At 71.0% G+C, this 25408-nt stretch carries 19 protein-coding genes and 2 pseudogenes; 11 read left to right on the forward strand and 10 right to left on the reverse strand.

Translation table 11 applies throughout. The annotated features are described in order from the left end of the window. Window positions 1-6 precede the first annotated feature (6 nt). From ACU6P3_RS15410 to ACU6P3_RS15430, 5 genes are all read left to right on the forward strand, one after another. Window positions 7-1641 carry a TIGR02677 family protein gene (locus tag ACU6P3_RS15410; RefSeq protein ID WP_447197606.1) on the forward strand — a complete coding sequence of 545 codons (1635 nt, stop codon included), beginning with the start codon at window positions 7-9 and terminating at the stop codon, window positions 1639-1641. Continuing rightward, a complete protein-coding gene (locus tag ACU6P3_RS15415; protein ID WP_447197607.1) occupies window positions 1638-2963 on the forward strand; it encodes a TIGR02678 family protein in 1326 nt (441 codons plus the stop codon). The genes ACU6P3_RS15410 and ACU6P3_RS15415 overlap by 4 nt, the downstream gene beginning before the upstream one ends. Then, on the forward strand, window positions 2960-7198 hold the full coding sequence (locus ACU6P3_RS15420) for a TIGR02680 family protein (protein WP_447197608.1): 4239 nt from the start codon (window positions 2960-2962) through the stop codon (window positions 7196-7198). The genes ACU6P3_RS15415 and ACU6P3_RS15420 overlap by 4 nt, the downstream gene beginning before the upstream one ends. Next, window positions 7195-8475: a TIGR02679 family protein gene (locus ACU6P3_RS15425; RefSeq protein ID WP_447197609.1), complete on the forward strand. Its 1281-nt coding sequence runs from the start codon at window positions 7195-7197 to the stop codon at window positions 8473-8475. Before ACU6P3_RS15420 ends, ACU6P3_RS15425 begins: the two co-directional genes overlap by 4 nt. A 650-nt stretch (window positions 8476-9125) precedes the next feature. Continuing rightward, window positions 9126-9728, forward strand: coding sequence for a hypothetical protein (locus ACU6P3_RS15430; protein ID WP_447197610.1), 603 nt, complete (start codon window positions 9126-9128; stop codon window positions 9726-9728). A gap of 45 nt (window positions 9729-9773) precedes the next feature. Here the strand turns inward: ACU6P3_RS15430 and ACU6P3_RS15435 are convergent, their stop codons facing one another. Next, window positions 9774-10427: a DUF4232 domain-containing protein gene (locus ACU6P3_RS15435; RefSeq protein ID WP_447197611.1), complete on the reverse strand. Its 654-nt coding sequence runs from the start codon at window positions 10425-10427 to the stop codon at window positions 9774-9776. A gap of 314 nt (window positions 10428-10741) precedes the next feature. On the opposite strand from ACU6P3_RS15435, the gene ACU6P3_RS15440 reads away from it, so the two are divergent. Next, a complete protein-coding gene (locus tag ACU6P3_RS15440; RefSeq protein ID WP_447197612.1) occupies window positions 10742-11884 on the forward strand; it encodes a PQQ-dependent sugar dehydrogenase in 1143 nt (380 codons plus the stop codon). Between the two features lie 224 nt (window positions 11885-12108). Here ACU6P3_RS15440 and ACU6P3_RS15445 read toward each other — a convergent pair whose 3' ends face one another. After that, window positions 12109-12648: an ATP-binding protein gene (locus tag ACU6P3_RS15445; RefSeq protein ID WP_447197613.1), complete on the reverse strand. Its 540-nt coding sequence runs from the start codon at window positions 12646-12648 to the stop codon at window positions 12109-12111. 180 nt (window positions 12649-12828) lie between these two features. Between ACU6P3_RS15445 and ACU6P3_RS15450 the strand changes: the two genes are divergently transcribed. The 3 genes from ACU6P3_RS15450 to ACU6P3_RS15460 all read left to right on the forward strand — a co-directional run bounded on the left by ACU6P3_RS15450 (window position 12829) and on the right by ACU6P3_RS15460 (window position 15045). Further along, window positions 12829-13743 carry a helix-turn-helix domain-containing protein gene (locus ACU6P3_RS15450; protein WP_447197901.1) on the forward strand — a complete coding sequence of 305 codons (915 nt, stop codon included), beginning with the start codon at window positions 12829-12831 and terminating at the stop codon, window positions 13741-13743. Beyond that, on the forward strand, window positions 13700-13837 hold the full coding sequence (locus tag ACU6P3_RS15455; protein WP_447197614.1) for a DUF397 domain-containing protein: 138 nt from the start codon (window positions 13700-13702) through the stop codon (window positions 13835-13837). Before ACU6P3_RS15450 ends, ACU6P3_RS15455 begins: the two co-directional genes overlap by 44 nt. A gap of 284 nt (window positions 13838-14121) precedes the next feature. Continuing rightward, window positions 14122-15045, forward strand: coding sequence for a hypothetical protein (locus tag ACU6P3_RS15460; protein ID WP_447197615.1), 924 nt, complete (start codon window positions 14122-14124; stop codon window positions 15043-15045). Window positions 15046-15064: 19 nt separating this feature from the next. Here ACU6P3_RS15460 and ACU6P3_RS15465 read toward each other — a convergent pair whose 3' ends face one another. The 5 genes and pseudogenes from ACU6P3_RS15465 to ACU6P3_RS15485 all read right to left on the reverse strand — a co-directional run bounded on the left by ACU6P3_RS15465 (window position 15065) and on the right by ACU6P3_RS15485 (window position 19028). Beyond that, complete coding sequence (locus tag ACU6P3_RS15465; RefSeq protein WP_447197616.1) at window positions 15065-15721, reverse strand: class I SAM-dependent methyltransferase; 657 nt, start codon at window positions 15719-15721, stop codon at window positions 15065-15067. Window positions 15722-15791: 70 nt separating this feature from the next. Further along, window positions 15792-16022 (reverse strand): annotated as a pseudogene (locus tag ACU6P3_RS15470) (hypothetical protein); the annotation flags it as partial. A gap of 173 nt (window positions 16023-16195) precedes the next feature. Further along, on the reverse strand, window positions 16196-17227 hold the full coding sequence (locus ACU6P3_RS15475; protein WP_447197617.1) for an ABC transporter substrate-binding protein: 1032 nt from the start codon (window positions 17225-17227) through the stop codon (window positions 16196-16198). 8 nt (window positions 17228-17235) lie between these two features. Then, window positions 17236-18003, reverse strand: a complete 768-nt coding sequence (locus ACU6P3_RS15480; RefSeq protein ID WP_447197618.1) for an ABC transporter ATP-binding protein — start codon at window positions 18001-18003, stop codon at window positions 17236-17238. Window positions 18004-18005: 2 nt separating this feature from the next. Next, window positions 18006-19028: a FecCD family ABC transporter permease gene (locus ACU6P3_RS15485; RefSeq protein WP_447197619.1), complete on the reverse strand. Its 1023-nt coding sequence runs from the start codon at window positions 19026-19028 to the stop codon at window positions 18006-18008. A 636-nt stretch (window positions 19029-19664) separates the two neighbouring features. On the opposite strand from ACU6P3_RS15485, the gene ACU6P3_RS15490 reads away from it, so the two are divergent. Further along, window positions 19665-19874: a hypothetical protein gene (locus tag ACU6P3_RS15490; protein WP_447197902.1), complete on the forward strand. Its 210-nt coding sequence runs from the start codon at window positions 19665-19667 to the stop codon at window positions 19872-19874. Between the two features lie 39 nt (window positions 19875-19913). Here ACU6P3_RS15490 and tatA read toward each other — a convergent pair whose 3' ends face one another. Beyond that, window positions 19914-20192 (reverse strand): Sec-independent protein translocase subunit TatA, encoded by a 279-nt coding sequence (gene tatA, locus ACU6P3_RS15495; protein ID WP_447197620.1) that lies wholly within the window; start codon window positions 20190-20192, stop codon window positions 19914-19916. 155 nt (window positions 20193-20347) lie between these two features. Here tatA and ACU6P3_RS15500 point away from each other — a divergent pair, with 155 nt between their 5' ends. Further along, complete coding sequence (locus tag ACU6P3_RS15500) at window positions 20348-21910, forward strand: LCP family protein (RefSeq protein ID WP_447197621.1); 1563 nt, start codon at window positions 20348-20350, stop codon at window positions 21908-21910. Here the strand turns inward: ACU6P3_RS15500 and ACU6P3_RS15505 are convergent. Together ACU6P3_RS15505 and ACU6P3_RS15510 are read right to left on the reverse strand one after the other, a co-directional pair. After that, window positions 21821-24784, reverse strand: a complete 2964-nt coding sequence (locus ACU6P3_RS15505; protein WP_447197622.1) for an HAD-IC family P-type ATPase — start codon at window positions 24782-24784, stop codon at window positions 21821-21823. The two genes, ACU6P3_RS15500 and ACU6P3_RS15505, sit on opposite strands and share 90 nt — an antisense overlap. Window positions 24785-24959: 175 nt before the next feature. Further along, window positions 24960-25271, reverse strand: a pseudogene (locus ACU6P3_RS15510) (ArsR/SmtB family transcription factor); the annotation flags it as partial. Between the last annotated feature and the right edge of the window lie 137 nt (window positions 25272-25408).

Here is a 25408-nt window from a genome sequence, read left to right on the forward strand (position 1 = left end):
ACGGGCATGGGGGCATCAGTATCCGGTGCAGGTCAGGACGCCGACGAGGAGGCGCGGCGGCGGCTGAACGCGTACACGTACCTCAGCGCGCCCGAGCGGCTGGAGCACGTCGCGATCATGCGGGTCTTCTGCGGAACGCTGCTGGCGGATCTCGCCGTCCCGGACATCATGGCGAAACTGCGCCAGACCGGTGCTTCCGCCGCAGGACTCGACGCCGACACCCTCACAGTCCGACTGGAACAGCTGGTCCAGTGGGGAAACCTGCTCCGCAGCAGCCACACGGTGAACGCGTCCAGCATCAGCGAGTACCAGCGTTCCCGCTCGCGCTACCAGCTGTCGAAACTGGGCGAACGTATCCAGCGGGACGCCGACGGGGTCCTGACCGAGGCCGACGCCGCCCGCGAGGTGAGCAACGAACTGCTGGCCCTGGTCGAGCGCGGACTACGGGAGCTGGCCGACCTCGTGACCGCGCCGGGCGGCGTCGAGCCGCAGGACGGACTTGAGCGGATCAGCACGCTGTTCGTGCAGTTCACCGAGTTCGCGGACTCCATACGCGACTTCTACGCCTACCTCGGCCAGGTGCTGTCCCGCTACGACCTGGACAGCGCCGAGTACCAGGGCTTCAAGGAGCTGCTCCTGGACTACGTTGAGGCGATCACGGAGGACGTGGCGTTCCGCGCGCCCCGGATTTCGGCGGCGTTGGACACCCTGTGGCCGCACATCCCGGCTCTGCTGGACCGGCTGGACTCCCACGCCCAGGGGCTCACCGGGCTCTCGACGCAGGCGCAGGCGCAGGGCGAAAGCCGACCGGACGTCCGGATCCAGCGCAGCCGGGGCCGCGAATTCGCGGACTGGGAGGGCCTGCGCGGCTGGTTCAGCAACACCGACGGCCAGGGCAGCCAGGTCGACCAGCTACGCGATGCCACTCTGCGCGCGTTGCAGTCGCTGCTCGCCAACGCCAAGCGGATGCTGCGGTCGGCCACCGGGGAGATGTCCCGGCGCAAGGATCTGCTGCGGCTGGCCCGGTGGTTCGACGAAGCGGCGCCGCGGGACGCGCACGACATAGCCGTCGCCGCCTTCGGGCTGTACGGCGCCCGCCATCTGGGCATACCTCCGGCCACCGACGAGGTGGTGCCCGCCTACACAAGCTGGTGGACCGGTCCGGTGGTCGAGGTACCGGTGGCCCTGCGTGAAAGAGGCAGCCGCGCCCAGCGGGGCCGGGCCTCCGCGGTGGAGGACCACTCCGCGCAGAAGCAGCTGCTGAGGGAGGCCGCACGGCAGCGGGCAGCGGCCAGAGCAGCGGCGGCGGACGAACTGCGCAGCGCGTCCGGCCGGTTCGCCGAGGTACGCCTCACGTCAGCGGCGCTCGGCCTGCTCTTGGAGCTACTGGCCACAGCGCTCGGAAACGCACAGCTCAGCAGGCCCGTCAGCACGGACGGGGAGAGGACGGCGGTGTTCGACCTCAACTCGGCCAGCAGTGAAGACGCCGAACTGCGTATCCGTCTCACCGTGCGCCGGACGGCGGGCACGCGAACGGTGCTGTACTCGGCCGACGGCGACCTGCTGCTGGACGACCTGGAGCTGGACATCGGTCGCACCTCCGCCGCGGTCGGCGGCGAAGCGGAGGCGAGCGTGTCATGACCCTCCCCTCGACTCACGACGTAGCCCTGGCAGCTGAGCGCCGCACCGCCGCCCGGCTGCTGCTCGCCCACCCGCTGATCGCATCGGACGGCCCCCACGCCGACCTCTTCCCGCTGATCCGTAGGCACGCCGACTGGCTGGGCAAACGGTTCCAGCAGGTGCTCGGCTACCGCCTGCTGGTCGACAGCTCCTACGCCCGCCTGTTCAAGGCGGGGCTGGGGACGGGTTCGGGTCATCGGCTGGAGCGCTCCACCGGCACCCCGTTCACCCCACACACGTACGCCTGCCTCGCGCTCGCCCTGTCCGTGCTGGTGACCGCGCCCGAGCAGATGCTCCTGTCACACCTGGTCGCCGATATCAGGGCTGCCGCAGCCGACGCCGGAATCGAGCTGGAGGAAACGGGCCGGGCGGCCGGGAAGCGGACCCTGGTCGCGGCTCTGCGCCAGCTCGTCGACTGGGGCGTGCTCATCGAGACCGAGGGCCATGTGGCCGTACTTGCGCAGGAGGCGGGCGGAGAAGCCCTGATCACGATAGACCGGGAGCTGGCACGCGTGGTCGTCGCCGGCCCGCTCTCCCAGGCACGGGACGGCGCCGACCTGGTCCGGCGGGCAGCGGACCCGAGCTTCGGCGGACCACGCACCTACGTGCGCCGGATGCTCGTCGAGACACCCGTCGTCCACCTCGACGAGCTGACGGACGCCGAGCGTGACTGGCTGCGCACCCGGCAGCGCCGGGAGGCCCAGGCTTTCTCCGAACTTCTTGGTCTGGAGATGGAGATCCGTGCCGAGGGCGTGGCGCTGATGGACCCCGAGGAAGAACTCACGGATCTGCACCTGCCGGGCACGGGGACCGTCGCACAGGCCGCGCTGCTGCTGGCGGAACGGCTCGTGGAACGCCTTCGGCCGCAAGAACCGGGGCATCCGGCGACCGGCGGGACACTCATCATCGGGGTGGCCGTCCCGGACGGCCTCGTGGACGAGGTGCTCGCCGAGCTCATCACCGAGTACGGGCAGCGCAGCAACTGGCAACGCGGCTACCTGGAAGACCTTCCCTCCCTGCGAGAGGCCGTACTGGACCTGCTGGTCCGCATGCGGCTGATGGCCCGCGCGGGCCGGCTGCGCGCCGAGGGCAAAGGACTGCCGGAGGGGTACGTCGAAGAGGCGTCGGAAGGACGCACGGTGACCGATGTCCATGACGCACGGCCCGGCGGCGACGGCTGGGTGCTGCTGGCAGCAGCGGCTCGCTACGCCACCCAAGTCATGGTGCGCCCGGCCACCGCAGCCGGCAAAGGCACTGACGTTCAAGAGGAGTTGCCGCTATGACCACCGACGCGCGTGGCCTCGTTCCGCTGCCGCGTTCCGGCCCCGCGACGACCACCGGCGCGCGCTTCCGACTGCACCGGGCGGGCATCCAGAACGTCTGGCAGTACGACGAGCAGGAGTTCTCCTTCGGCGACGGGCGGCTGCTGCTGCGCGGCAAGAACGGCGCGGGCAAGTCCAAGGCCCTGGAGATGCTGCTTCCGTATCTTCTGGACGGCGACTCCCGGGCACTGGACGCGACCGGCACCGGCCGCACCACACTTCCCTGGCTGATGCTGGACGGGTTCGAGCAGACCAACCGTCTCGGGTATCTGTGGGTGGAGTTCCGGGGCACGGCCGACGACGGCGGTCACAACCATCTGACGCTCGGTGCCGCCATCCGCGCCTCGAAGTCGACGCAGAAGGCGCTGCCGACGTTCTTCGTCACCCCGCTGAGGATCGGTGAGGACCTGCACCTGGTCGAGGCCGGTAAGCCGCTACCGGTCGACCGGCTCAAGGAGATCGTCGGCTCCGACAACACGACCGACCGTGCGGTCCAGCACCGCTCACGTGTAGCCCGGGACCTGTTCGGCATCACCGACGCGACGCGCTACCGCAATCTCACCCAGCTCCTCCACCGCCTGCGGCGCCCGACGGTCGGCGACCGGATCGAACACGGGGGCCTGGTCTCCCTGCTGAGCGAGACCCTGCCGGGGCTCGACGAGGACGTGGTCGAGAAGGTGGCGCGCAACCTCCACGACCTCGACGCCGTACGGGAGGAACTCGGCCGCCTGGAACGCACCGACGCGGCCTTGCGTACGTTCCTCACCAGTTACCGCGGCTACCTGGCCGGGGTCCTGCGCACCTCCGCCAAGAGAGTGAGCCACGAGCTGGGCATCCTCGCTCAGCGGCGCCGGGCGGCCGGAGACGCCGCACAGCGGACGAGCGACCTGAGGACGCAGGAGGAGGAGTCGGAGGGCCGACTGGAGACCCTGCGCGAGGAGGAACAGGCAGCCAGGACCGACCTGGCCGCCCTGCACGCCAGTCACGCTTACCGCAGCCTGCGCGAACTGTCAGAGCGCCGCGGCACGGTGGAGGCGCTGCACACCGCCGCCGTTGCCGCGTTCACCACCCTGCGCAACGCCCACGACGCGGAGGAGGGCTCGGCGGAGCGGCTGGCCGAAGGCGTCGACCACCTCGGAAGCCGGCTGGCCGAGCTGGGAACCGAACACCGGGAGTTGCTGACCCAGGCGGAGAAGGCCGGGCTTCCCACCGGCCATCTCGGCGAGGCGGTGGCTCTGCCGCGCACGGTTCTCGCCCAGGCCACCGAGACCGAGCTGACGACTCCGGACGGGGAGACGCGCACCGTACGGCACCGGTCGGTGGCCCGAGTGGACACGGTCACGGCGCAGGAAGGGCTGCGGTCCTGGCAGAACCAGTTGGAAAACGCCGAGTCGGTCGCGAGAAACCGGGCCCGGATGGTTCAGGAGGTGACCCACCTCATCTCACGGGCGGACGAGGCCCGGGCCGGGGCAGCCCAGGCTGATGCCGAGCGAGAACGGCTGGAAGGCGAGGCAGAAGACGCCGCCGGCCATCTCGACGGCAGCCGTGAGAAGGTCGCTGAGGAGAGCGGCGCCTACTCCCGGCAAGTCGCTGAGTGGGCGGCACGCACGCGGAATGCACTGGGTGCCGACTGCCCGTCGCTTGACGCCGTCCACGCCGTCGTCGGCCTCGAGACTTCTACCGATGCGCCGTTCGCGGACCGCACGCTGCCGCCCGATATCGACAGCCAGGCGTGGCTGACCGCTCAGGCCGCGTTGGAGCCGTACGGCGAGAAACTCACCGAACGCCGGGACGCCCTGGTACTCGGCGTCAGCCGACTCGGCGAGGAACTCGACCGCCTGGCGGAGCAGAAGCGGGACTGGGAGCAACGTACCGACCCCGAGCCACCGGCCCCGCACCATCGCGCCGCCGCGAGGACGCCGGGCAGTGGAGCCCCTTTCTACCGGCTCGTGGACTTCGCGGACGACCTGGCTCCGGCCGACCGAGCCGGTCTGGAAGGGGCGCTGGAGGCGAGCGGAATCCTGGATGCGTGGGTGAGTGCGGCCGGCGTCCTTCTCAATCCATGCACCCAGGACACCCTTCTCCAGCCGGGTCCCGTGCTATCCGACGGGCCGACTCTCGCCTCGGCCCTGCGCCCAGCCCCTGAACCGGATTGCGGCGTCACCTCCGAGCAGGTGGGGAGTCTCCTGGCCACCATCGCACTCGCATCGACACAGGAGACCTCCGCGCACAACGCGGTCTTCTACGACGGCAGTTGGCGTCTGGGCGTACTCAGCGGTCGTCATGACAAGGGCGCCACCGAGTACGTGGGGGCGGCCGTACGCGCCGAGACTCGGCGACGCATCCTCGCCGAGCTGGAGGAGCGGATCACGCATACGGAACAACGGCTGGCAGATGTCCGCGAGGAACTCGCCGTAGCCGATGCCATGCGTCGGGCTCTCACGCTCGCGGAACGGGATTTCCCCAGGGCACGGAATCTCGCGGATGCGTGGAGCAGGACTGAATCAGCCGAGCGGACCCTGCGCGACCTGACCGCCAAGGCGGCCCGGGCAGCGCGGCTGGCCGAGGAGACACGCGCTCTCGCGGTATCGGCGCGGACCGAGGCGGATGCCACCGCGACCGCCCACGACCTGCCCGGCGACCCCGCCTCCCTGGACCGTGTGCGCACCGCACTGGCTGGTCTGCTCAGCGGTATCGGACATTTGCGCAGGGCTGTCAGCGGCACGGGCGAGCGGCTCGGTACGAACCAGGCCGATGCCGACCGGTACGGACGCGCCCGCGAGGATCGCCTGGCCGCGGAAGAGAGCTACCGGGTCCACCTCACTGGCCTGCGCACCGCCGAGCAGGACCTGCGCACCCGCGAGGAGGCCATCGGGTCGTCCGAGGAGGAGATCCTCTCCCGCGAGCAGGAGACCAAGCAGCGCATCGCGAACGCCGTCCAAGCGCTCCCCACTGCACAACGAGCTCGCGACGATTTCCACGACCTGCGCGTACGCGCGGAAGAGGACGAAAAGCGCCTGCGCGGGAGCCTGGTGGATCAGGAGACCGCGGTCATCGACGTCGGCAGCGCTCTTCGCGGCGCTCTCAGCCGACCCGAGGTGGTGCGCGGCGCCGGGCTTGACCGGGCTTCACTGCCCGAGTACATGTCGGACGATCCCGGCGCGGACGTGCGCAGCCGTCTGCGAGCACTGCGGGCCCTCGCCGACGCCGTGGAACATGCTGTCGGCCGCCCGAAGGGCGAGGTGTCGGACAGTACCCTACTCAACCGCCACACCGATCTGCGTGACCAACTGGCCGGCGGATTCGACGCGCAGCTGGAGGAGCGAGACGGGATCAAGGTGTGCCGTCTGGTCGACGACCATGGGTCCCATGACGTCGCGGCCGTGGGCGAGCGGATCGCAGTCCAGGCGGCGGAGGCCCGGGGACGGCTCACCGAGCGCGAACGCGAAGTGTTCCAGCGGTTCCTGACCGGTGAGCTCGGCGACCACCTCTCGGCGCAGGTCATCACCGCGGCGAACCTGGTCGCGGCTCTCAACGACACCCTGCGGACCGTGCGCACCTCCCACGGCCTCGGTGTCGAGCTGCTGTGGAAGCTGGACGAGGACGTGGACGCGGATGTGCGCGCGGCCGTCGAGCTGCTGCGCAGTCCGTGGAGCCTCAGGACGCGCGACCAGACCGAGCAGCTACGCGAGGTGCTGCAACGCCGAATCGAGGACGCCCGCCGTGCCGACCCGTCAGCCGGTTACGCCGCCCATCTGCGGACCGCACTGGACTACCGCGACTGGTTCCGCTTCCACACCTTCGTGGTCGAGGACGCGGCTCCGGGCCGCCGTAGGAAACTGACCGGCCGGACCGGTCTCAGCCAGGGCGAACAACGGGTCCTCTCCTACCTCGTGCTCTTCGCCGCGGCAGCCGCCCACTTCACCAGCCTCGCCGAGTCGGCACCGCATGCGCCACGCCTGATTCTCCTGGACGACGCCTTCGCCAAGGTCGACGAACCCACCCACGGCCGGCTGGGCCGTATCCTCGTCGACCTCGATCTCGACTTCGTCCTCACCAGCGAGCGGCTCATGGGCAACTGGCCCGAGGTTCCGTCCCTGCACATATACGAGTGCCTCCGTGATCCCCACGTACGCGGGGTGGCCACCCTTCACTACACCTGGAACGGCCGGCACCGGCGTCTGGTGTCCGTATGAGCGGGCTGCCCGCCGCGACGCGCGACTGGCTGACGGGACCTGGACTCACCCGGCTCTGGCAGGGGGCCCGCAAACGCCTGGAGAGCAACGGCGTACAGGCCACGGGTTCGCTCCGACTGACCGCGATGAACGCCCAGGAACGCAACGACCTGTCTCTCCTGCTGGGCAAACCCCTCACAGGTGCCGCCGTGACCATACGGCTCGACGTGCTCGACGCACGGCTACGCGCCTCGGCCGCCGGACTCGGCCTCAGACAGACCCTGGAGGAACTCGGCCCGCCACTCACCGACCGCCGTGCCGCCCGCGCGGACGTGGCGGCACGGCGGGAACAGGTGTGGTCGTCTCTTGCTTCGTCACTGGACGCCTCCCCACTCGCCGACCAGGAATGGCCCCGGCAGTGGTACGACCTGCTGCGCCGTTCCGGTGTTCCGAGAGGAGTGACGCCCGAAGCGGCGATATGGACACTCCAGCAGGCGGTCCAAGTCCTCATCGCTCTCCTCGGACCCGACGGACCTGAACGCAACGGCACACGCGGTCGAGGAGAACTCGCCGTCATGACGACCGGCTCCGCGCACGGACTGGACGACGGCACCTGGCTCGCACGCCTCGTCCAACGCGGGGTCGCCCTCGCCCACGGCACCGAGTTCCCCGACGACGCGGCCGGCCGACGCGCTCTGTGGCGGCTGGTGTCCGTCACGCCGGACGAGGTCTCCAGCACGGTGCTGACGTACGGACTGCGACCCGACGGCGAGGGCTGGCGGGAGCGTGCTCTGCGGGAGCGAGCCGACCATCACGCCGAAGTGCACGTCACACCACGCGACCTGCATGGCCTCCGGCTGCAGCTCCCCGCCGGATCGCTCATCCACATCTGTGAGAACCCGCGCGTGGTGGAAGCCGCGGCGGACGCGGCCTGCGTCCAGCCCCTGGTGTGCACCTCCGGCAGCGCGGCCACCGTGGTCTTCACTCTTCTCGATGCCCTCGCCGCCACGGGTTGCCGCTTCGCGTACCACGGCGACTTCGACTGGCCGGGGATCGCTCTGGCCAACCGGGTCATCCGCCGCTACGAAGCCCGGCCGTGGCGCATGGGCACCGCGGATTACGAGCACCTGGCCGCTCGCAGTCAGGCCGAGGGCATCCCTCAACTGGCCCTCGACGGCCAGCCGGTCGACGCGGACTGGGACCCGGATCTCGCCCCCGCCATGACCGCCCTCGGCGTCGCGCTCCATGAGGAGGCGACCCTCGACCTCCTGGTGCACGACCTGTCACGCCGGGCGTAGGGACGCCGACGCCTCCGTGTCGGGTTCTGGGAGCCACCTGGGAGCCGACCCACTCCCCAAGCCCCTTCCACACCACCCGAGACCGCCCCACCCCAACGCCCCGACCAGGCAAAACATCAAACCACCCGGTGTCGATCTTGGCGGAACCTCATTCGGGACTAAGAGGTCGTGGGTTCAAATCCCGCCACCCCGACAGTGAAGTACCAGTTCAGGGGCCTGATCCGCAGTGCGGGTCGGGCCCCTGAGTGGTTTGGGGCTCATCTGGGAGCCGAGTGCGGCAGAGGGCTCCCGAAACGCCGACTCACAGGCGGCTCGCCACCAGGCGATGGGACCGCCACCACTCATCGCCGTCACACGTCACCCCCAGTGACGTGGGTGGAGGAGAGCGTTGAGCACGCCGACGGGAGAGTCGAAACGTATCGACAAGCGTGCGGCGAGCACCGTCTCCCACTGCTCGGGTCAGGCCGAGCGTCAGGCGTTCACGCGCGCCAGGGGTGACGTGGGCGTTGCGCACCGGGGCCGAGCCGTCGAGGCTCACAGCACCGCCGCCCGCGCCCGGCCCGTCCCGAAGGCCGACTTCCCAACTCCGTTGTCACTGGCTGATGTCAAGCTGAGCGTTACGAGCCGCCAGCCGTCCTCCGGAGGACAACATGAGCAACGCCGACCTCGGCCCGCTGGTCATCACGCGCCGCAGCGGCGACGAGCCGATGCGGGCCAACGGTGAACCCGTGAGCACGCTCGGCGAGTTCTGGAGCTGGGCGTGCTCCGACCTGGCCAGCAACACCATGCGGGGTGTCCTGGCCGAGTACCTCGTTGCCACGGCGCTGGGCGCCACCACCAGTACCCGTACGGAATGGGACACGGTTGACATCCGTACGCCCGAAGAGTGGCGCGTCGAGGTGAAGTCGGCGGCTTACCTGCAGTCATGGGCACAGCTCCAGCTGTCGGAGATCGCGTTCTCCATTGCGCCGGCCTCCGGCTGGGACGCCCGGACCGGCCTGACCTCCGCCGACGTGCTGCGCCGCTCGGACGTGTACGTCTTCTGCCTGCTGCACCACCAGCACAAGCAGACCCTCGATCCCCTGGACCTGGACCAGTGGACCTTCTATGTCCTGCCCACCCGTCTCCTGGACGAGCGGTGTCCGAGCCAGAAAACCATCAGACTTTCCAGTCTGAAGCTCCTCGACCCGCTGAAGACCGACTTTGCCGGCCTCCAGAAGGCAGTCGCCATGTGCGCCGAAGGCGCGCGATAGCCGGACAAGGCGGTTGGCCACCAGCCTCGGCCGCGCGCACCGCCCTTACTCGGTCGTGTGCGTGGGGTAGACCTGGACGTCGGTGTAGGCGCCCTTGATGTCCCCCGCGCCCGAGGGCCACTCCAGGCTCACGGTGTGGGTCTCGTTCGGCGGCGTCACCAGGATGTTGGTCGGGGACGCGAGGCTCTCGCCCGTGTTGTCGATGTCGTAGGCGAGGTTGAAGACAGCGGCGTCACCGGGCTTCAGAGTGGTGACGCGCGGCTGGGCCTGGCCGCGCTCGATGGGGTTCGAGGTGTTGTCGGCGTCCTTGATGTCGACGCCCGCGAAGCCCGTCGCCGAGCACGTGGTCGAACCCCGGTTGATCATAGTGATGTCGATCCTGCCGGTGGTCTCGTCGGGCGCGGCGTCCCTGGCGTCGATGGCCAGGTCCTCCGTCTTGCAGAACGTGACCTTGCTACCGGTCTTCGTCGCACCGTTCGCGGCGCCGGCGCCGGCGCCGGCGTGGGCCTCGGTGTTCTCACCGGAGTCCGTCTTCACGTTGCCGGCCTCCCAGTCACCAGCGCCCGAGGACGAAGAGGACGAAGACGAGGAGCGCTTGGAGGACGAGTCCTTCCCGGAGCCGTCGCTGCCACAGGCGGTGAGCGAGAGGGTGGCGGCGACACCGATGGCGGCGAGAGCGGTGAGGCGGGTGTACTTCATGGTGTCCCCCAGGACTGGCGCGGTGCGTGCGGTCGGAAGTATTTGTATCTCGCACCGAGTTACAGGCGGTCCACCGCGACGTTCTCGTTCTGTCACAGGGACCCGTGCTGGAAGCCGCCACGCGGGAGGACCGCGTTGGAAGCCTGCGTGCGGGGCCCGGGGGTCTACGCCAAAACGTCCTGTCCCTCTATCCTCATCCATGGCCAGTGGCACACATTCCCCCCACCCAGGTTGCGTGCTGGCGCGGGCGACGCCCACACAACTCTGCCCAAGCAGCCGGGTTCCCCCGATTCGCTGCCTCTAGGAGGGTCACGGTGAAAGTTCGCACGAAAAGCTCGGCGATCATCGGCACCATCTGCATGGTCGCCTCCCTCACGTTAGCCACGGCGTACGCCGACGAGTCCGGTGCCCCGCGCCAGGCACGGGCGGCGGAGGTCACGCTCGAGGAAGTGGCCACCGCCCGGAATCCGGTCGCGGGCACCGCCGGCCCCGGTGACACGGTCTGGATCGCCGAACGCGCGGGCACCGTAAGGGTCCTGGACGACCAGGGGCTCGGTGAGCCCGTCCTGGACATCTCCGGCGAGACCACCACCGACGGCGAACGCGGCCTGCTGGGCGTCACGTTCGACAAGGAGTTCGCACACTTCTACATCTCGTTCACCGACCGCGAGGGCACCAGCACCGTCGACGAATTCGCCGTGCGGGACGGCAGGATCCAGCCGGACACCCGTCGCACCGTCCTCACTCAGACGCAGCCGTACGCCAACCACAACGGCGGCGACATCCAGTTCGGCCCCGACGGCTACCTCTACATCGCGTTCGGCGACGGCGGCGCGGGCGGTGACCCGCACGGCAACGGGCAGAACCTCGACACGCTGCTCGGCAAGCTACTGCGGATCGACCCGAGCGGCGGCGAGCCGTACGCGATCCCGTCGGACAACCCGTTCGTGGACGACCCGAACGCGAAGGACGAGATCTGGGCATACGGGCTGCGCAATCCGTGGCGGTTCTCCTTCGACTCGGGCACGGGCGACCTGCTGATCGGCGACGTCGGCCAGAACGCCTGGGAGGAGATCGACTGGGCCCCGGCGAACAGCAAGGGCGGCGAGAACTACGGCTGGTCCTCGATGGAGGGGAACCACCCCTTCCGGGGCGGCACGGAGCCCGCGAACCACGTGCCGCCGGTCCACGAGTACGACCGTAACGGGCTGGGCTGCTCGGTGACCGGCGGATACGTCTACCGCGGTGAGGCGATCCCGGATCTCGAGGGGCAGTACGTGTTCAGCGACTACTGCGACGGCACCGTCCGCGCTCTGCGGATGGAGAACGGCAAGGTGACCGGCGAGAGCGACCTCGGAGTCAACGCAGGCCAGGTCGTCTCGTTCGTGCAGGGCGGTGACGGCGAACTGTACGTGCTGGACATCGGTGGCGGCGTCTCCCGCATCGCCCCGGCGTAACGGCAACCACCGCCGGCCGAGGAAACCAGCGAGCGGCCGCATTTGATCAGGGTGCCGCGCAGTGCCAGGTCAGGGGCCTGATCCGCATCGCGTGTCCATCGCGGGTCGGGCCCCTGGCTCGTTTCCACCGCATCCGCGCAGAGCCGGCTCCGCCCGGCCTCCGCACGGCCTTGGCCCGGCCTTCGCCCAGTGGGCCGCTCCGGCTTCACCGGGGTGCCCCCGATTCACTCTGTCCCGGCGGTGGTTGGTGAGGGTGAGGGGGAGGGTACGGAGATCTCCGCCCATACCGTTTTGCCCAGCGGATGACGTGGTGCCGAGCCCCAGCGCACGGCCAGGACGTCCACCAGGAGCAGCCCCCGGCCCGACTCGCCGTCGGGAGCCGACGAAGGCGGGGCCGCGGGGAGCCGTTTCGCGGAGGCCGCGTCCGCGACCTCGACGCGGACCAGGCCCGCCGTCGTATCGAGAGCGAGTCGGAGGCCGACGTCGCGTCCGGGCACACGGGCGTGCCGCACGGCGTTCGCGGCGAGTTCCGCGACGACGAGGGCGACCGCGCACGACGCGTCCGACGCCGGCGGGTACCCCCACTCGTCCATGCGCCGTACGGCGCGCCGCCGGGCCAGTCGCGCCCCCTGCGGCGAGGAGGCGAACTGCGCGGCAAGGGGTGGCCATTCGCTCTGTACGCCGGCGGGGGCGCCCGCCTCGGCCGGCAGTGGCTCGGCGCCACGCCTCGGTTCGTCCGCCGGGACGGTCGTTTCTGTCAGCACGGCTTGTTCCGTCCTTGTTTCGTTGAGCAGTGAGGTGTCGCACGGTGTGCGCGATCCATGACGTTCCGCACTCAAGAATCGGCCGACCGCCCTACGATCAACAGGCGACACGGCATTACTTTTCTCCCCGTAAGGAACGGAAGTGACGCTATGGCCCACGCAATTGATCCCAGCGCGTCGATGGCCGCACTGTTCGGTGCGCGGGTCCGCAGACTCCGTACGGCGGCCGGACTGACCCAGGCCGAACTGGGCGACAGAACGCACGTGGTGAGCACCCGGATCACCCAGATCGAACGGGCGTCCGGGGCGAAGCCGACCCTGGAGCTGGCGCGGGCGCTGGACGTCGCGCTCGGCGCGGACGACCTACTGGTGGAGCTGTGGCCGTACGTGTACCGGGAGGCGTTTCCGGACTGGTCGCGGAAGTTCATGGCGTACTCGGAACGGGCGGTGCTCATCCGGCAGTACGCGGCGCATGTGGTGCCGGGCCTTTTGCAGACCGAGCCGTACGCGCGGGCGGTGCTCAGTCTGGACGCGCTGCTCGACGGCGAAGAACAGTTGAAGGAGCGAGTCACTGCCCGGATGGGACGGCAAGGGCGCTTGAGCTCGGCCGACCGCCCGGAGCTGTGCGTCATCCTGGACGAGGCGGTGCTGAGGCGCCCCATCGGCAACCATGGTGTGATGCGGCAGCAGTTGGCGCGACTGCTCGGTGTGGCAGCGGAACGTCACATCACCGTGCAGGTACTGCCGTTCGACCAAGGCGGACACGAGGCGATGGGTGGCTCGCTGACGATCCTGACCCTGCCGGACGGCCCGGAAGTGGCCTACACGGAAGGCTCGGACTACGGCCAACTCATCGAGGAACCGGCCCATGTCAACCGCTACAAGCTGACTTACGATCGGCTGAGGGCGGCAGCGCTGCCCCCGCTCATGTCGCTCGACATGATCCGGTCCACCATGGAGGGCAACTACCGTGGCGCGAATCTCCCGTCCCGAACTGAACGGCGCCGACTGGCGCAGGAGCAGCTACAGCAATCAGGCGGGCGGCGACTGCGTGGAGGTCGCCGACGGGTTCCAGGCCGTCGTCCCCGTCCGTGACAGCAAGGTCCCGCACGGCGCGGCGCTGTGCTTCGAAGCCGCCGCCTGGGCCGCTTTCATAGGCGAGTTGAAGGCCGGACACCGCCGTCCCTGAGGCGGCCGGGCTCCGGTCGCCGTCCGCGCCCCGGGCTCACCGGCCCCCTGTCCGCGAGGGCCCGGCGCGCCGCTGACCTCCTCAAAGAACCTGGGGAAAGAACTACCCGCCCACCCACCCTCCCCTGGCTGCCCAGCCCGCGTCACTCGTCCGAGTGACCGGCTTGCAGGCGTGGGATTCGAGCGGTTAGGTTCGCCGCGACTACCGCCCACAGACATCGGCCCCCGGCCGGGACTGGCATCCCGATCGAGGGCCTGACCACCCAGGAAGCGAACCCCTTCCCAATGGCTGATCCGCAGTCTAACGCGCGCCTGCGCGCCTCCGCCGGAGCTCCGACGTCCGGCGTGATCCACGTCCGCACCCGACTCACCGCCGACTTCACCGTGATCTCCAACGCCCTCGCGCAACGGCGCGGCAGCGCGGTCACGGTCGGTGTCGCGGCGTACATCCTCTCCCTGCCCGACGGCGCTCCCGTGACCATCGCCGCCCTGTGCGAGCACTTCAGCGAGGGGGAGATCCTGATCTCGCGAGCGCTCAGGGAGCTGGAGGAGGCCGGGTACCTGGAGCGCCGCCGCGAGCGCCTGTCCTCCGGGCGGATCCGTACCCGTACGTGCTTCTACGACGTCCCCGGCGACGGCGGCGACGGCGACGGCGACGGAACCGGTGGCCCGGACGGGCCGGATGAACCGCACGGCTCAGACGGGCCGGACGGTCCGCCGAAGCCGCCCCGGCCACGCAGGCGGCCCGTCGGCGAGGACGCCCCGTTACCCTCGGCACCCGCTCCCGCTCCGGATACGCAAGAGCCGGCCGAGGAACCGGCACCGCTCGCCGACGCCGACCCGCAGGCCGTCGCCGTACTGTCCACACTGCGCCGCGTCGACCCCCGCCTCGTCCTGTCCGCGCGCGAGGCCGCCCGGCTGGCCCCCGCCGTCTCCGAGTGGCTGGCGGCCGGGGTCGGAGCGCGCGAGATCACCGAACTGCTCACCACGCGACTGCCCGACCGCTTCCGGGCCCGCCCGGCCGGCATCCTCGCCTTCCGCCTGCGGGAGAAGCCGCTGCCCGTACCAGTCGACAACGCTGAACCCCCCGCGCCTCCGGCGGCCGTGTCCATGCGGAACTGCGACGGCTGCGAGCGGGGTTTCCGTTCGGCGGAACACGACCGTTGCCGGGACTGCCGTTCCCGGGCCGAACTCCCCGCAGCCGGCTGAGCCACACGTACGCAGTCGGTCACGATGCCACCGCGCGAACGAGGAGCGTACCGATGTGGCCAGGGTGCGGGGCATCGAGTACCTGGGCGTCGGCCGTGAGGAATCCGGCCCGGGTGAGCAGGCGCTCCCACACGGCCGGGCGGTAGCTGTAGCGGTAGGTGAACATCGCCTTGCCCGCGAAGCCACCCTTGTACATGCCCTGCGGCCCGTAGGCGCCGGGGATGGCCGGCGGCTGCGAGAACACGAAGACGCCACCCGGCTTGAGCCGCTGGTGGACGAGCGGAAAGAGGCTGCTCGGGTCGGTGAACCAGGCGGCTCCGAACATCGAGTAGACCGCGTCGTACGTCTCCTCATTCTCGCTCAGGTACCGCAGGACCTCGGAGCAGACGAACTCCGCGCCAGTGCCGGCCCACCTCGCGGTGGTCTTCTTGACCATGACGGGAGACAAGTCAACCCCCCGGGCGGCGATGCCACGCTCAGCGAGGTGGGCGAGGGCGCGACCGGTACCGCAGCCGACCTCCAGGACGGAGCGCGGGTCGCCGAGCAGCTCTGGGCCGGGCCCGTGACCGGCGTACTGGGTCCAGCAGAAGCTCGGCTCCGCGTCGTCCTTGAAGGCGGACTCGGCGAAGGTGTCCCACAGCTCGGTCTCGGCGGAGATGTCGTGTTGTGCGGGCAAGGCGATTCCTCTTCGAAGGGTCGGCCCCTGTCATCCTGAGGAGCGAGGGCAGGGGCCAGAGTAGGGCCGTTCAGTGGCTGTCGGGCACCTTGTTGTCGCACGGTGAGCAGTCCGTGCCGTCGATCGCCCACAGCTCCTCGTCGATGTCGAAGCCGATGGACTTCAGGAAGTCCGCCGTGCGCAGGCACAGCCCGTCGCGGCGACGCTCGATGAACGGGGCGTGGTGCTTGTACCGGCCCTCGTTGTACGCATCGCACAGCGCCCACCACACGGGCGTGTCGAGGATGAGCCGACGCCGGCCAGGGCGGTGCAAACTGACCCGCACACCCCAAGCTGCTCAGGCCACTGTCCAAACACTCGCCGATGCGGAAGGCAAAGTCCACACACCGGACTTGGCGGCGAAGTCGCCGACGGAGTGCTCCCGAAAGGCCGCCGGGTGAGCAGGGTCCCGCGGTCGGAGCACGACGGCAGTCCTCACTGCCCCTCGGCCGCCGTCCGCAGGTACGCGCCGAGCCGGGCGATGGCGGACGGGTTGCGGGGGCTCTCCACCAGGTCGGCGTAGTCCAGGACGAATATCCTCCGGTGCTTGACCGCGGAAACGTTCCGCAAGGGGGCGTACGACAGCAGGAACTCCCTCTTCCGCTCCGCGCCGACGTCCCCGTAGTCGCAGATGACGATGGCCTCGGGGTCCCGCTCCACGACGGACTCCCAGCCGACGGCGGTCCACGAGTCCTCGATGTCGTCCATGACGTTGACCCCGCCGGCCTTGCTGATGATCTCGCCGGGAGCGGCGTAGCGGCCCGACGTGAAGGGCTGGTCCTCGCCGCTGTCGTAGAGGAAGACCCGGGGGCGGTGGGCGGGCGCCTCCGCCTCGGTGGCGGCGATCCGCTTCTTGAAGCCGGCGATCAGCGCGGCGGCCCGCTCCTCGACGCCGAAGAGCCTGCCGAGGTTGGTGAGGTCGGCGTACAGGGCGTCGAGGGGCGGCATGATGCCGCGCGAGGTCTCCGTACGGCCGTTGCGGCAGGACTCGGTCAGGACGTACGTCGGGATGCCGAGCTGCTTCAGGGCGTCCGGTGTGAGGCCGCTGTCCTCGCTGAAGCCGTAGTTCCAGCCGGCGAAGACGAGGTCGGCGCGGGCGTCGAGCACGTTCTCCTTGGTGAGCCTGGACTTGGAGAGCCACGGGACCTTGTCGTAGCCGCGCTTCCACGGCACGTCGGTCAGGTCGCCCTTGTCGTCGGGCATGGCGAAGCCGGCCATGCGGTCCTCCAGGCCGAGGGCGAACATCAGCTCGGTGATGCCGATGTCGTTGGTGACCACGCGCTCCGGGACCTTGTCGTACGTCACCTTCCTTCCGCAGTTGGTGACGGTGACGGCGCCGGTCTTCGCGTCCGCGGACGACGACGACTCGACATCCGCACCGCAACCGGTGGCGGTGGCACCGGCTACGACGGCGAGGCACAGGGCGGCGGTGAGCAAGGGGCGCGTAGGGGTCCTCAAGGGGCGCATACCGGTCCTCACTTGGCGGGCGGAAGGAGGTCGAACAGGAGCTGTACGGTGCCCGTCTCCGGGTGCCGCACAGGATGGGCCCGTACTCCGAACACCTCGGCCAGCAGAGCGGGTCGGAGAACGTCGTGCGGCGGCCCGGAGGCCACGATCCGGCCGCCGTCGATGACGTACAGCAGATCGCAGTGCGCGGCGGCCAGGTTCAGGTCGTGCAGGGCGGCGAGCACGGTGAGGCCGCTGCCGCGGACCAGGGCGAGCACGTCCAGCTGGTGGGCTATGTCGAGGTGGTTGGTGGGCTCGTCGAGGACGAGGACCCGGGGCCGCTGGGCGAGCGCGCGGGCGATGAGGACGCGCTGCTTCTCGCCGCCGGACAGGGCGAGGAAGCCACGGTCGGCGAGGTGGTCCACACCGGTGCGGGCCATGGCCCGCGCGCAGACGGCACGGTCCTCGGCGGACGTGCGGTTCCGGTGCGGCAGCCGCCCCATCGCCACCACCTCGGCGACGGTGAAGTCGAACTCGGCGGACGACTCCTGCGGCAGAGCGGCCAGTTCCCGGGCGGCGGCCCGTGGCGCCATGGCGTGCAGGTCGTCCCCGTCGAGGCGGACGGCTCCCCCGGCCGGGCGCAGCGCACGGTACACGCAGCGCAGCAGCGTCGACTTGCCGCTGCCGTTCGGGCCGACGAGCCCGACGAACGCGCCGCTGTCCACGGCGATCCGGACGTCCTCGACCAGCCGGGCCCCGGCGGCCTCGACCGTCACGTCCTCGATGTCGAGCCGCATCGTCACCGGCCTCCGAACGCGTAGCCGCCGCGCCGCATGAGCAGCAGGAAGGCGGGGACTCCGACCACCGCGGTGATCACTCCGACAGGCAGTTCGGCCGGCGCGAGCAGGAGCCGGGACAGCAGGTCCGCCCACACCAGCAGCACGGCTCCGGCGAGGGGCGCCACCGCGAGCACCCGCCGGTGGTCGGCCCCGACCAGTATCCGTACGACGTGCGGCACCATCAGCCCGACGAAGCCGATGGCCCCGCTGACCGCGACCACGGTGCCGGTCACGGCTGCGGTGACGAGGAACAGCTCCCGGCGCAGCCGGGCCGGCTGGACGCCGAGGGCGGCGGAGGTCTCGTCGCCCATGGCGAGCGCGTTGAGCTGTTCGGCCCGCCGGCGCAGCCAGGACCACCCGGCCGCCACGGTCACCGCGGCGAGCGGAACCCGGGCCCAGGTCGCGCCGCCCAGGCTGCCCAGCAGCCACATCATCGCCGAGCGGGCCGCCTCACCGCGGGCCGCGCCGAACACCATGACCGTGGTGACGGCCTCGAAGCCGTACGCCAGCGCGGTCCCGGTCAGGATCAGCCGTAACGGGGTCAGCCCGTGGGGCGACCGGGCCACGGCGTACACCAGCGCCGTGGCAGCGAGCGCCGAGGCGAACGCCGACACCGACAGTGCCCACACCCCCAGCCCGGCGAACGCCCCGAGCAGGATGACCGCGTTGGCGCCGACCGCCGCCCCCGAGGAGATGCCCAGGACGAACGGATCGGCGAGCGCGTTGCGGACCATCGCCTGCACGGCCACCCCGACCGTCGCGAGGCCCGCCCCGACGACCGCGCCGAGCACGGCGCGCGGCAGCCGGATCTCCCAGACGATGGTGTACGCGGCGGCGTCGGCGGCCGGTACGGTCCCGCCGGTGAGCCCGGCCCACAGAAACCGGAACACGTCCGCCCAGCCGATCCCGGCGGCCCCCAGCCCCACACCGCACACGAGCGAGACCAGGAGCAGCAGCCCGAGCGAGGGCACCAGGACGGGCACGGGTATCCGCCCGGGAGCGGATAAGCGGGCAGGAGCGGGACTCCGGCCGGGAGCAGGGCCACTTCGCCCGGCAGCGGAGTCACGCCCGGGAGCGGGATGTCGGCGCACGGTCGGGGCGCTCCTTCGCCTCGGGCCGCCTGGGAAGCGTCACACGAGGAGACAGCCCGTACGGTGCGAAGGCCGCGCGGTCCCCTCTCGCAGTCCACGGCGAGCAGTCATCGGGTCGGCGCCGTCCACGGGCGATCGGGCTCACGCGGACGTTCGGGGGACGCCGCGCACACCGTTGCGGGTCAGCGCCGGACTCTCACCGGACTTCCCCCGCGGGAGGCGTCGGGGAGCCTAACAGAGGCCGGCCGGCCGCCGGCAGACGGTCGGTCCGGCCCCGCTCCGTGAAGTGCGCCGCGGGTTCTGTCGCCGAACTGGACCACCCCGGGGGCCGGACAGCGATCCGGCAGGGGCGGCGCCCCGGGACGGGACGGTGTGCTGGGGCACCGGCAGCCATGGTTTATTAGTTGCGCAAGCTTTAAAGTATTAAGTATGAGCGATCACAGCAGGACGGATACGCACGGGCCGCACGGGCCGCACGGGGCGCGCGAGCCGCACGGGCCGCGCGAAAGGCTCGGAGAGTACGACGGGATCGCGGAGGTCGCCGTACTCGACGGCGGCCCGGCGGACGGGGTGCGGATGCGGGTCATGGACCGGCCCTCGGTGGTGCAGGTGACGTATCCCTGCGAGCCCAACGGGCCGACGGGTGGGGCCGAGGTGAGGGCGTTCTACGTGTACCGGCGCGACCCGCGCGTACGGGAGTCGCCGCTGCGGTACGGGTACGACCGGGCCAGCCCGTGACATGACCGGCGGCGTAACGCGACCGCCGACGCGCGGATGTCAGGGCGTCTCGGAGGTCCGCTCCTCGCGCGGTACGGTCCCGGTCGCGGCGGCGGTCCCGGTCGCGGTCCGCGCGAGCGGCGCGTCGGGGGACGGCGCGTCGGGGGACGGCGCGCGCTCGGCGGCGTCCTCCTTCATCGCCTTCGTCTCGCTCTTGAGAATGCGCAGGGACTTGCCCAGCGAACGGGCCGTGTCCGGAAGCCTCTTCGAGCCGAACAGCAAGATGACCACGATGGCCACGATCAGCAGGTGCCAGGGCTCCAGCCCGTTTCGCAGCATCCGCGCCCACTCTCCCTCTCGTCCATCTCATCCGTCACCCGCGCCACCGGCCGGGGCCGCGGGTACCATCACTCCATAAGATTGCTACATTGCGCAACTGTACAACCGTTGGACGGGTCCACCGGGAGGTGGGTCACGGCGATGAGGGTGGGCGGATGGCGGGCAGCCGACGGCGGAAGCAGGAGCGGGCGGCGCCCGTACGGTCCGGCCTCCGGGTTGCCCTGGCCCTCCTGGTCCTGGCCTCGGCCGGAGTCGGCTGGGTCTACCTCCGGCTGAACGGCAACATCAGCACCTTCGGCGCGGGCGGCCTCTCCGACAACCGCCCCGCCGGCTCGTCGGAGGGCCAGAACGTGCTCGTCATCGGCTCCGACGCCCGCACCGGCGGGAACGAGGAACTGGGCGGCGGCGACAAGGACGACGTCGGCCGCTCCGACACGGCCTTCCTGCTGCACGTCTACGGCGACCGCGAGCACGCCGTCGCCGTGTCCGTACCGCGCGACACCCTGGTGGACATACCCCCCTGCCGGCTGCCGGACGGAAGCTGGACGGAGGAGCAGACCAACGCCATGTTCAACTCGGCGTTCTCCGTGGGCCAGACGCCCGAGGGCAACCCCGCCTGCACCCAGAACACCGTCGAGAAACTCACCGGCCTCCGTGTGGACCACACCGTCGTCGTGGACTTCAAGGGCTTCTCGAAACTGACCGAGGTCGTGGGCGGAGTCCAGGTGTGCGTGCCGCAGGACATCTACCAGCAGGACCTCAACCCGAACCGGACCACCCGGGGCGAACGCATCTTCTCCAAGGGCCCCCAGGAGGTGTCCGGTCAGAAGGCGCTGGACTACGTACGGATACGGCACGGAATGGGCGACGGCTCGGACATAGGCCGGATCAAACGCCAACAGGCCTTCGTCGCGAGCCTGATGAAGAAGGTGAAGAGCGACGGCCTCACGCCGACGAAACTGCTGCCTCTCGCGGACGCCGCGACAGAGTCCATGACGGTCGATCCCGGTCTGGGCTCAGCGGACAAATTGATCAGTTTCGCAATGTCCCTCAAAGACATCGATCTGCACAACACCAAGTTCGTGACCATCCCTTGGCGCTACGAAGGGTCACGCGTCGCGGTCGTCGAGCCGGACGCGTCCGCGCTCTGGGCCTCGTTGAGGGCGGACCGTACGATCGACGGCACCGACGCGAGCGGCGGGAAGGCGAGGAGCGGCCCTCCGGACGACAGCGGCCCTCCGGACAGCGGTACCGGCGCCCCGTCCGCCGATACCGGGGCGTCCGGCGGCGTCGTGTCCGGTGACGGCATATCCGTCGCCGTCTACAACGGCACCACCGTCGACGGCCTGGCCGCTCGCGCCGCCGCCGCGCTGACCAGCCACGCCTTCACGGTGACGGACACCTCGACCGCGAGCACCCAGGCCCACGGCACCACCCTGGTCGAGTACGGGCCCGGCCATGAGGAGGAGGCGCGCACCGTCGCCCGGCTCTTCCCGGGCGCGGAGCTGCGGTCCGTGTCCGGCACCGGGATCAGTGTCGTGCTCGGCACGGCGTACGTGAACCAGCCCGCGGTGGAGGACACCCCGGCGGCGCCGGCCCCCGGATCGGATCCCGGTTCGGCCGCGTCGTCATCGGGCTCGTCGTCCGTGCCGTCCGGTGTCGCCGAGGACGCCCGTTCCGCGGACGACGATCCCTGTTCGAACCTCTCCTACGGCTGACAACGGCTGACCGGGAGCCGGGACCGCTACCTCGCCGTCCCCCTTCGCCTCGCCGTCCCCCTTGTCCTCCCCGCCCTCGCCCGCCTCCGCGTACCGGCGTTCGTAGCGGTTCCTGGCCAGGGACAGCCCCGCCGCGTACAGCCCGAGGACCGCGGCGAGCAGCAGGTAGTAGGGCAGGGGAAGCGCGGGCATCCCGAGCACCGGGCCGAGCGGCGAGAGCGGCAGCACCAGACCCGTCACGGCCAGCACGGCGGCGGCCCAGCGGACCGGGCCGGCCGCGCGGAGAGCGGCCCTTCGGCCGGTCGTCCGGTCCTTTGTGGCCGGCCCGCCGCCGCGTACGCCCGGACGCAACAGCAGCATCACCAGCGCCTGGGTGAGCAGGTTCTCCGTGAACCACCCGGAGTGGAACGCCGCCTGTCCACCGTCCCCACCCGCCGTACCCGCCGCGTCCGCCGTGCTCAGAGCCAGCGCGAGGACCCCGAACGTGGCCAGGTCCGCGACCGCGTTGAGCAGGCCGAAGCCGGTGATGAACCGCAGGAACGTACGGGACCGCAGCCGCGTCGGCCGACGCAGCACCTCCGGCCGGGCCCTCTCGTACGCGAAGGCGAGCTGCGCCGCGTCGAAGCACAGGTTCTGCGCGAGCACCTGGGCCGGGAGCATCGGCAGGAACGGCAGCGCCAGCCCCGCCACGAGCATCGCGAGGACGTTGCCGAGGTTGGAGGAGAGCGTGATGCGCAGGTACGTGGCGATGTTGCCGCTGGAGTGGCGCCCGGCCCCGATCGCGTGGTCGATCGCGGTGAGGTCCTTCTCCGCGAGGACCACGTCCGCGCTCTCCCGCACCACGTCGACGGCGTCGCGCGGGCAGAGCCCGACATCGGCGGCGTACAGCGCGGGCAGGTCGTTGACGCCGTCCCCGAGGAAGCCGGTGGTGTGCCCGTCGGCTCGTACGGCGGCGACGATACGGGCCTTGTGCTCAGGCGTGCAGCGCGCGAAGACGGTCGTACGGCGAGCGATTCCGGCGAGTTCGTCATCCGTAAGGGCGTCGATACGGTCGGCCGTGACCACTTCGGCGTCCTGAAGGCCGAGATCCAGACAGGCGCGGACGGCCGTGCCCGGGTGGTCGCCTGTGAGGATCTTGACCGTGACGCCCCGGGCGGCGAAGACGCCCAGCGCGTCGGCGGCGGTCGGGGCGAGCGCGTCGCGGAACGCGACGAAGCCCACGAAGTCGAGTCCCCGTTCGTCGGCCGGGGTGTGCGCGCGGGCACGGGCCGGACGCTCGGCGGTGGCGACCGCGAGCAGCCGCAGGCCGCCACGCGTCTCCTGGGCGGCGAGGGCGGTGAGACGGGCGTGCTCCGCCTCGTCGAGCGCGCACCGGTCCAGGACCGCTTCCACGGAGCCCTTGACGACGAGGGTGTGGGTGCCGAGGCGGCCGGGGCGGCGTACGACCGCCGTGGACAGCCTTCGTACCGGGTCGAAGGGGAGCGTCGTCACGCCCTCGTAGCCGTCCCCGCCGTCGTAGCCGTCGTCCCCGGTCTCATGGAGCGCCGCGTCCAGGATCGCCTCGTCCAGAGCGTCCGGGGCGGGCAGATCGGCCAGGTGCAGGGTCCACCACGCGTTGACCGCGGCCCAGCGCAGTACCTCGGGGTCGTGCGCCCCCCGCGCGTCCAGGGTGCGCTCCACCACCGGCCGGTCCTGGGTGAGCGTGCCCGTCTTGTCCAGGAAGAGGACGTCCATCGCTCCCAGGTCGTGCAGCGCGGGCAGCCGCTTGACGATGATCCCGTGTCCCCGTGCGAGGCGGGCCGCGCCTCGGGCCAGCGCCGTGGTGACGATCACGGGCAGCATTTCCGGCGTGAGCCCGACCGCCACCGCCACCGCGAACGGCAGCGTCTCCAGGCCCCGCCCGCGCAGCGCGGCGTTCGCCATCAGGACGAGCGGCGGGGTCAGCAGCATGAACCGGATCAGGACCCAGGAGATCCCCCGCACCGACCGGTCGAAGGCACTGGCGGGGCGTTTCCCGGGCCCGCCGCGCGCCGCCGCGAAGCGGGTAAGGGCCCCGGTCGCGACGACGATCGCCGTACCGCTGCCCGAGGCGACACTGCTGCCCTGGAAGCACAGCTCGGGCTGTGCGAACACCCCCCGGTCGCGGTCGGTGCCGGCAGCGTGGGCGGCGTGAGGAGCGTGGGCCGCCTCGACGGCGGCGCCCGCGTCGACCGGGTACTTGGCGACCGGCGCGGACTCCCCCGTCAGCGGCGCCTGATGGACCGTGAGGCCGCTCGCGCGCAGCAGTCGTACGTCGGCCGGGACCAGATCGCCGGGACCGAGGCGGATCACGTCGCCGGGCACGAGCTGGTCGACGGGGATCTCCCGGGCCCACGCCCGGCCACGCGGATCGGTTCCGTACGCACCCTGGCCGGACGTTCCGGTCACGCCCGGGTCCGAACCGAACGTTCCCGGTTCCGATCCCGGTCCCGTTCCGCGCTTTCCGTCGGCCCCGGGCGCCCCGGGACGGCGCAGCACCGTCGCCGTCGTCGCCACCAGCTCGCGCAGGGCGGCCATGGAGCGGTCGGCCCGGTACTCGCCCGACGAGCGCAGGAGGCAGCTGACGGCGACGAGGGAGAGGATGACGAAGGCGGTGCCCCAGGCGGCGACAGCCGCCGAGACGAGACCGAGGCAGAGCAGGACGGCGGTGAAAGGATCCCGCAGGCTCCGCAGGAACCGGCGCGGCCAGGACGCCGTGCGCCACTCGGGGACGATGTTCTCGCCGTAGCGGAGCAGCCGCTCCTCGGCCTGCGCTTCCGTGAGACCGCGTGGACCGCTGTCGAGACGCCGCAGGACCTGGAGGGAGGTCGCCGCGGAGTCAGGCACCAACGTCATTGACGCGCCGTACCGAGGCCGGTGCCGGTGACCGGTCTTGTGGCCGCGCGGACGCCTGAACCTGGCCCTGGCCCTGCGCCTGCCCGAGCCCGCGTCCGTTCGCCTGCCTCTGCCCCTGCCTCTGCCCCTGCGCCTGTGCCTGTGCCTGTGGCACCTGGGCGTGGGTCCGGGCCACGCGGTCGGTCAGCTGGCCGACCATGAGCCGCACGACCGTCACCACATCGGGGTCGTCCACGAAGTACACCTGCCGACGGCCTTCCCGGCGCGACCGTACGAGACCGGCCAGCTTCAGCTTGGTCAGGTGCTGGCTCACGGCGGGGAGCGCGCCGCCCACGCGTTCGGCGAGCCCGCTCACGTCGCTCTCGCCCTGCGACAGCACCCAGACGATGTGCAGCCGGGCCGGGGACGCGAGCAGCCCGAACGCGGCGGCCGCCTCCGCCAGCACTCCGGCGGGAGGGTCCCCGAAGCCGCCGACATCTGCCGTCACGATCACTCTCCCGTCCCACGGGCCACCGGCCGGCCCGTCCGCTTGCCCGCCCGGCCCCGACTGACCGGAACCGGCCACCCAGTCTAGGGCGCGCGTCGGCGCCCCACGCCGGACCGGGCGGCTGGGGATACGGGGGG

It is taken from the genome of Streptomyces hebeiensis (assembly GCF_052983195.1).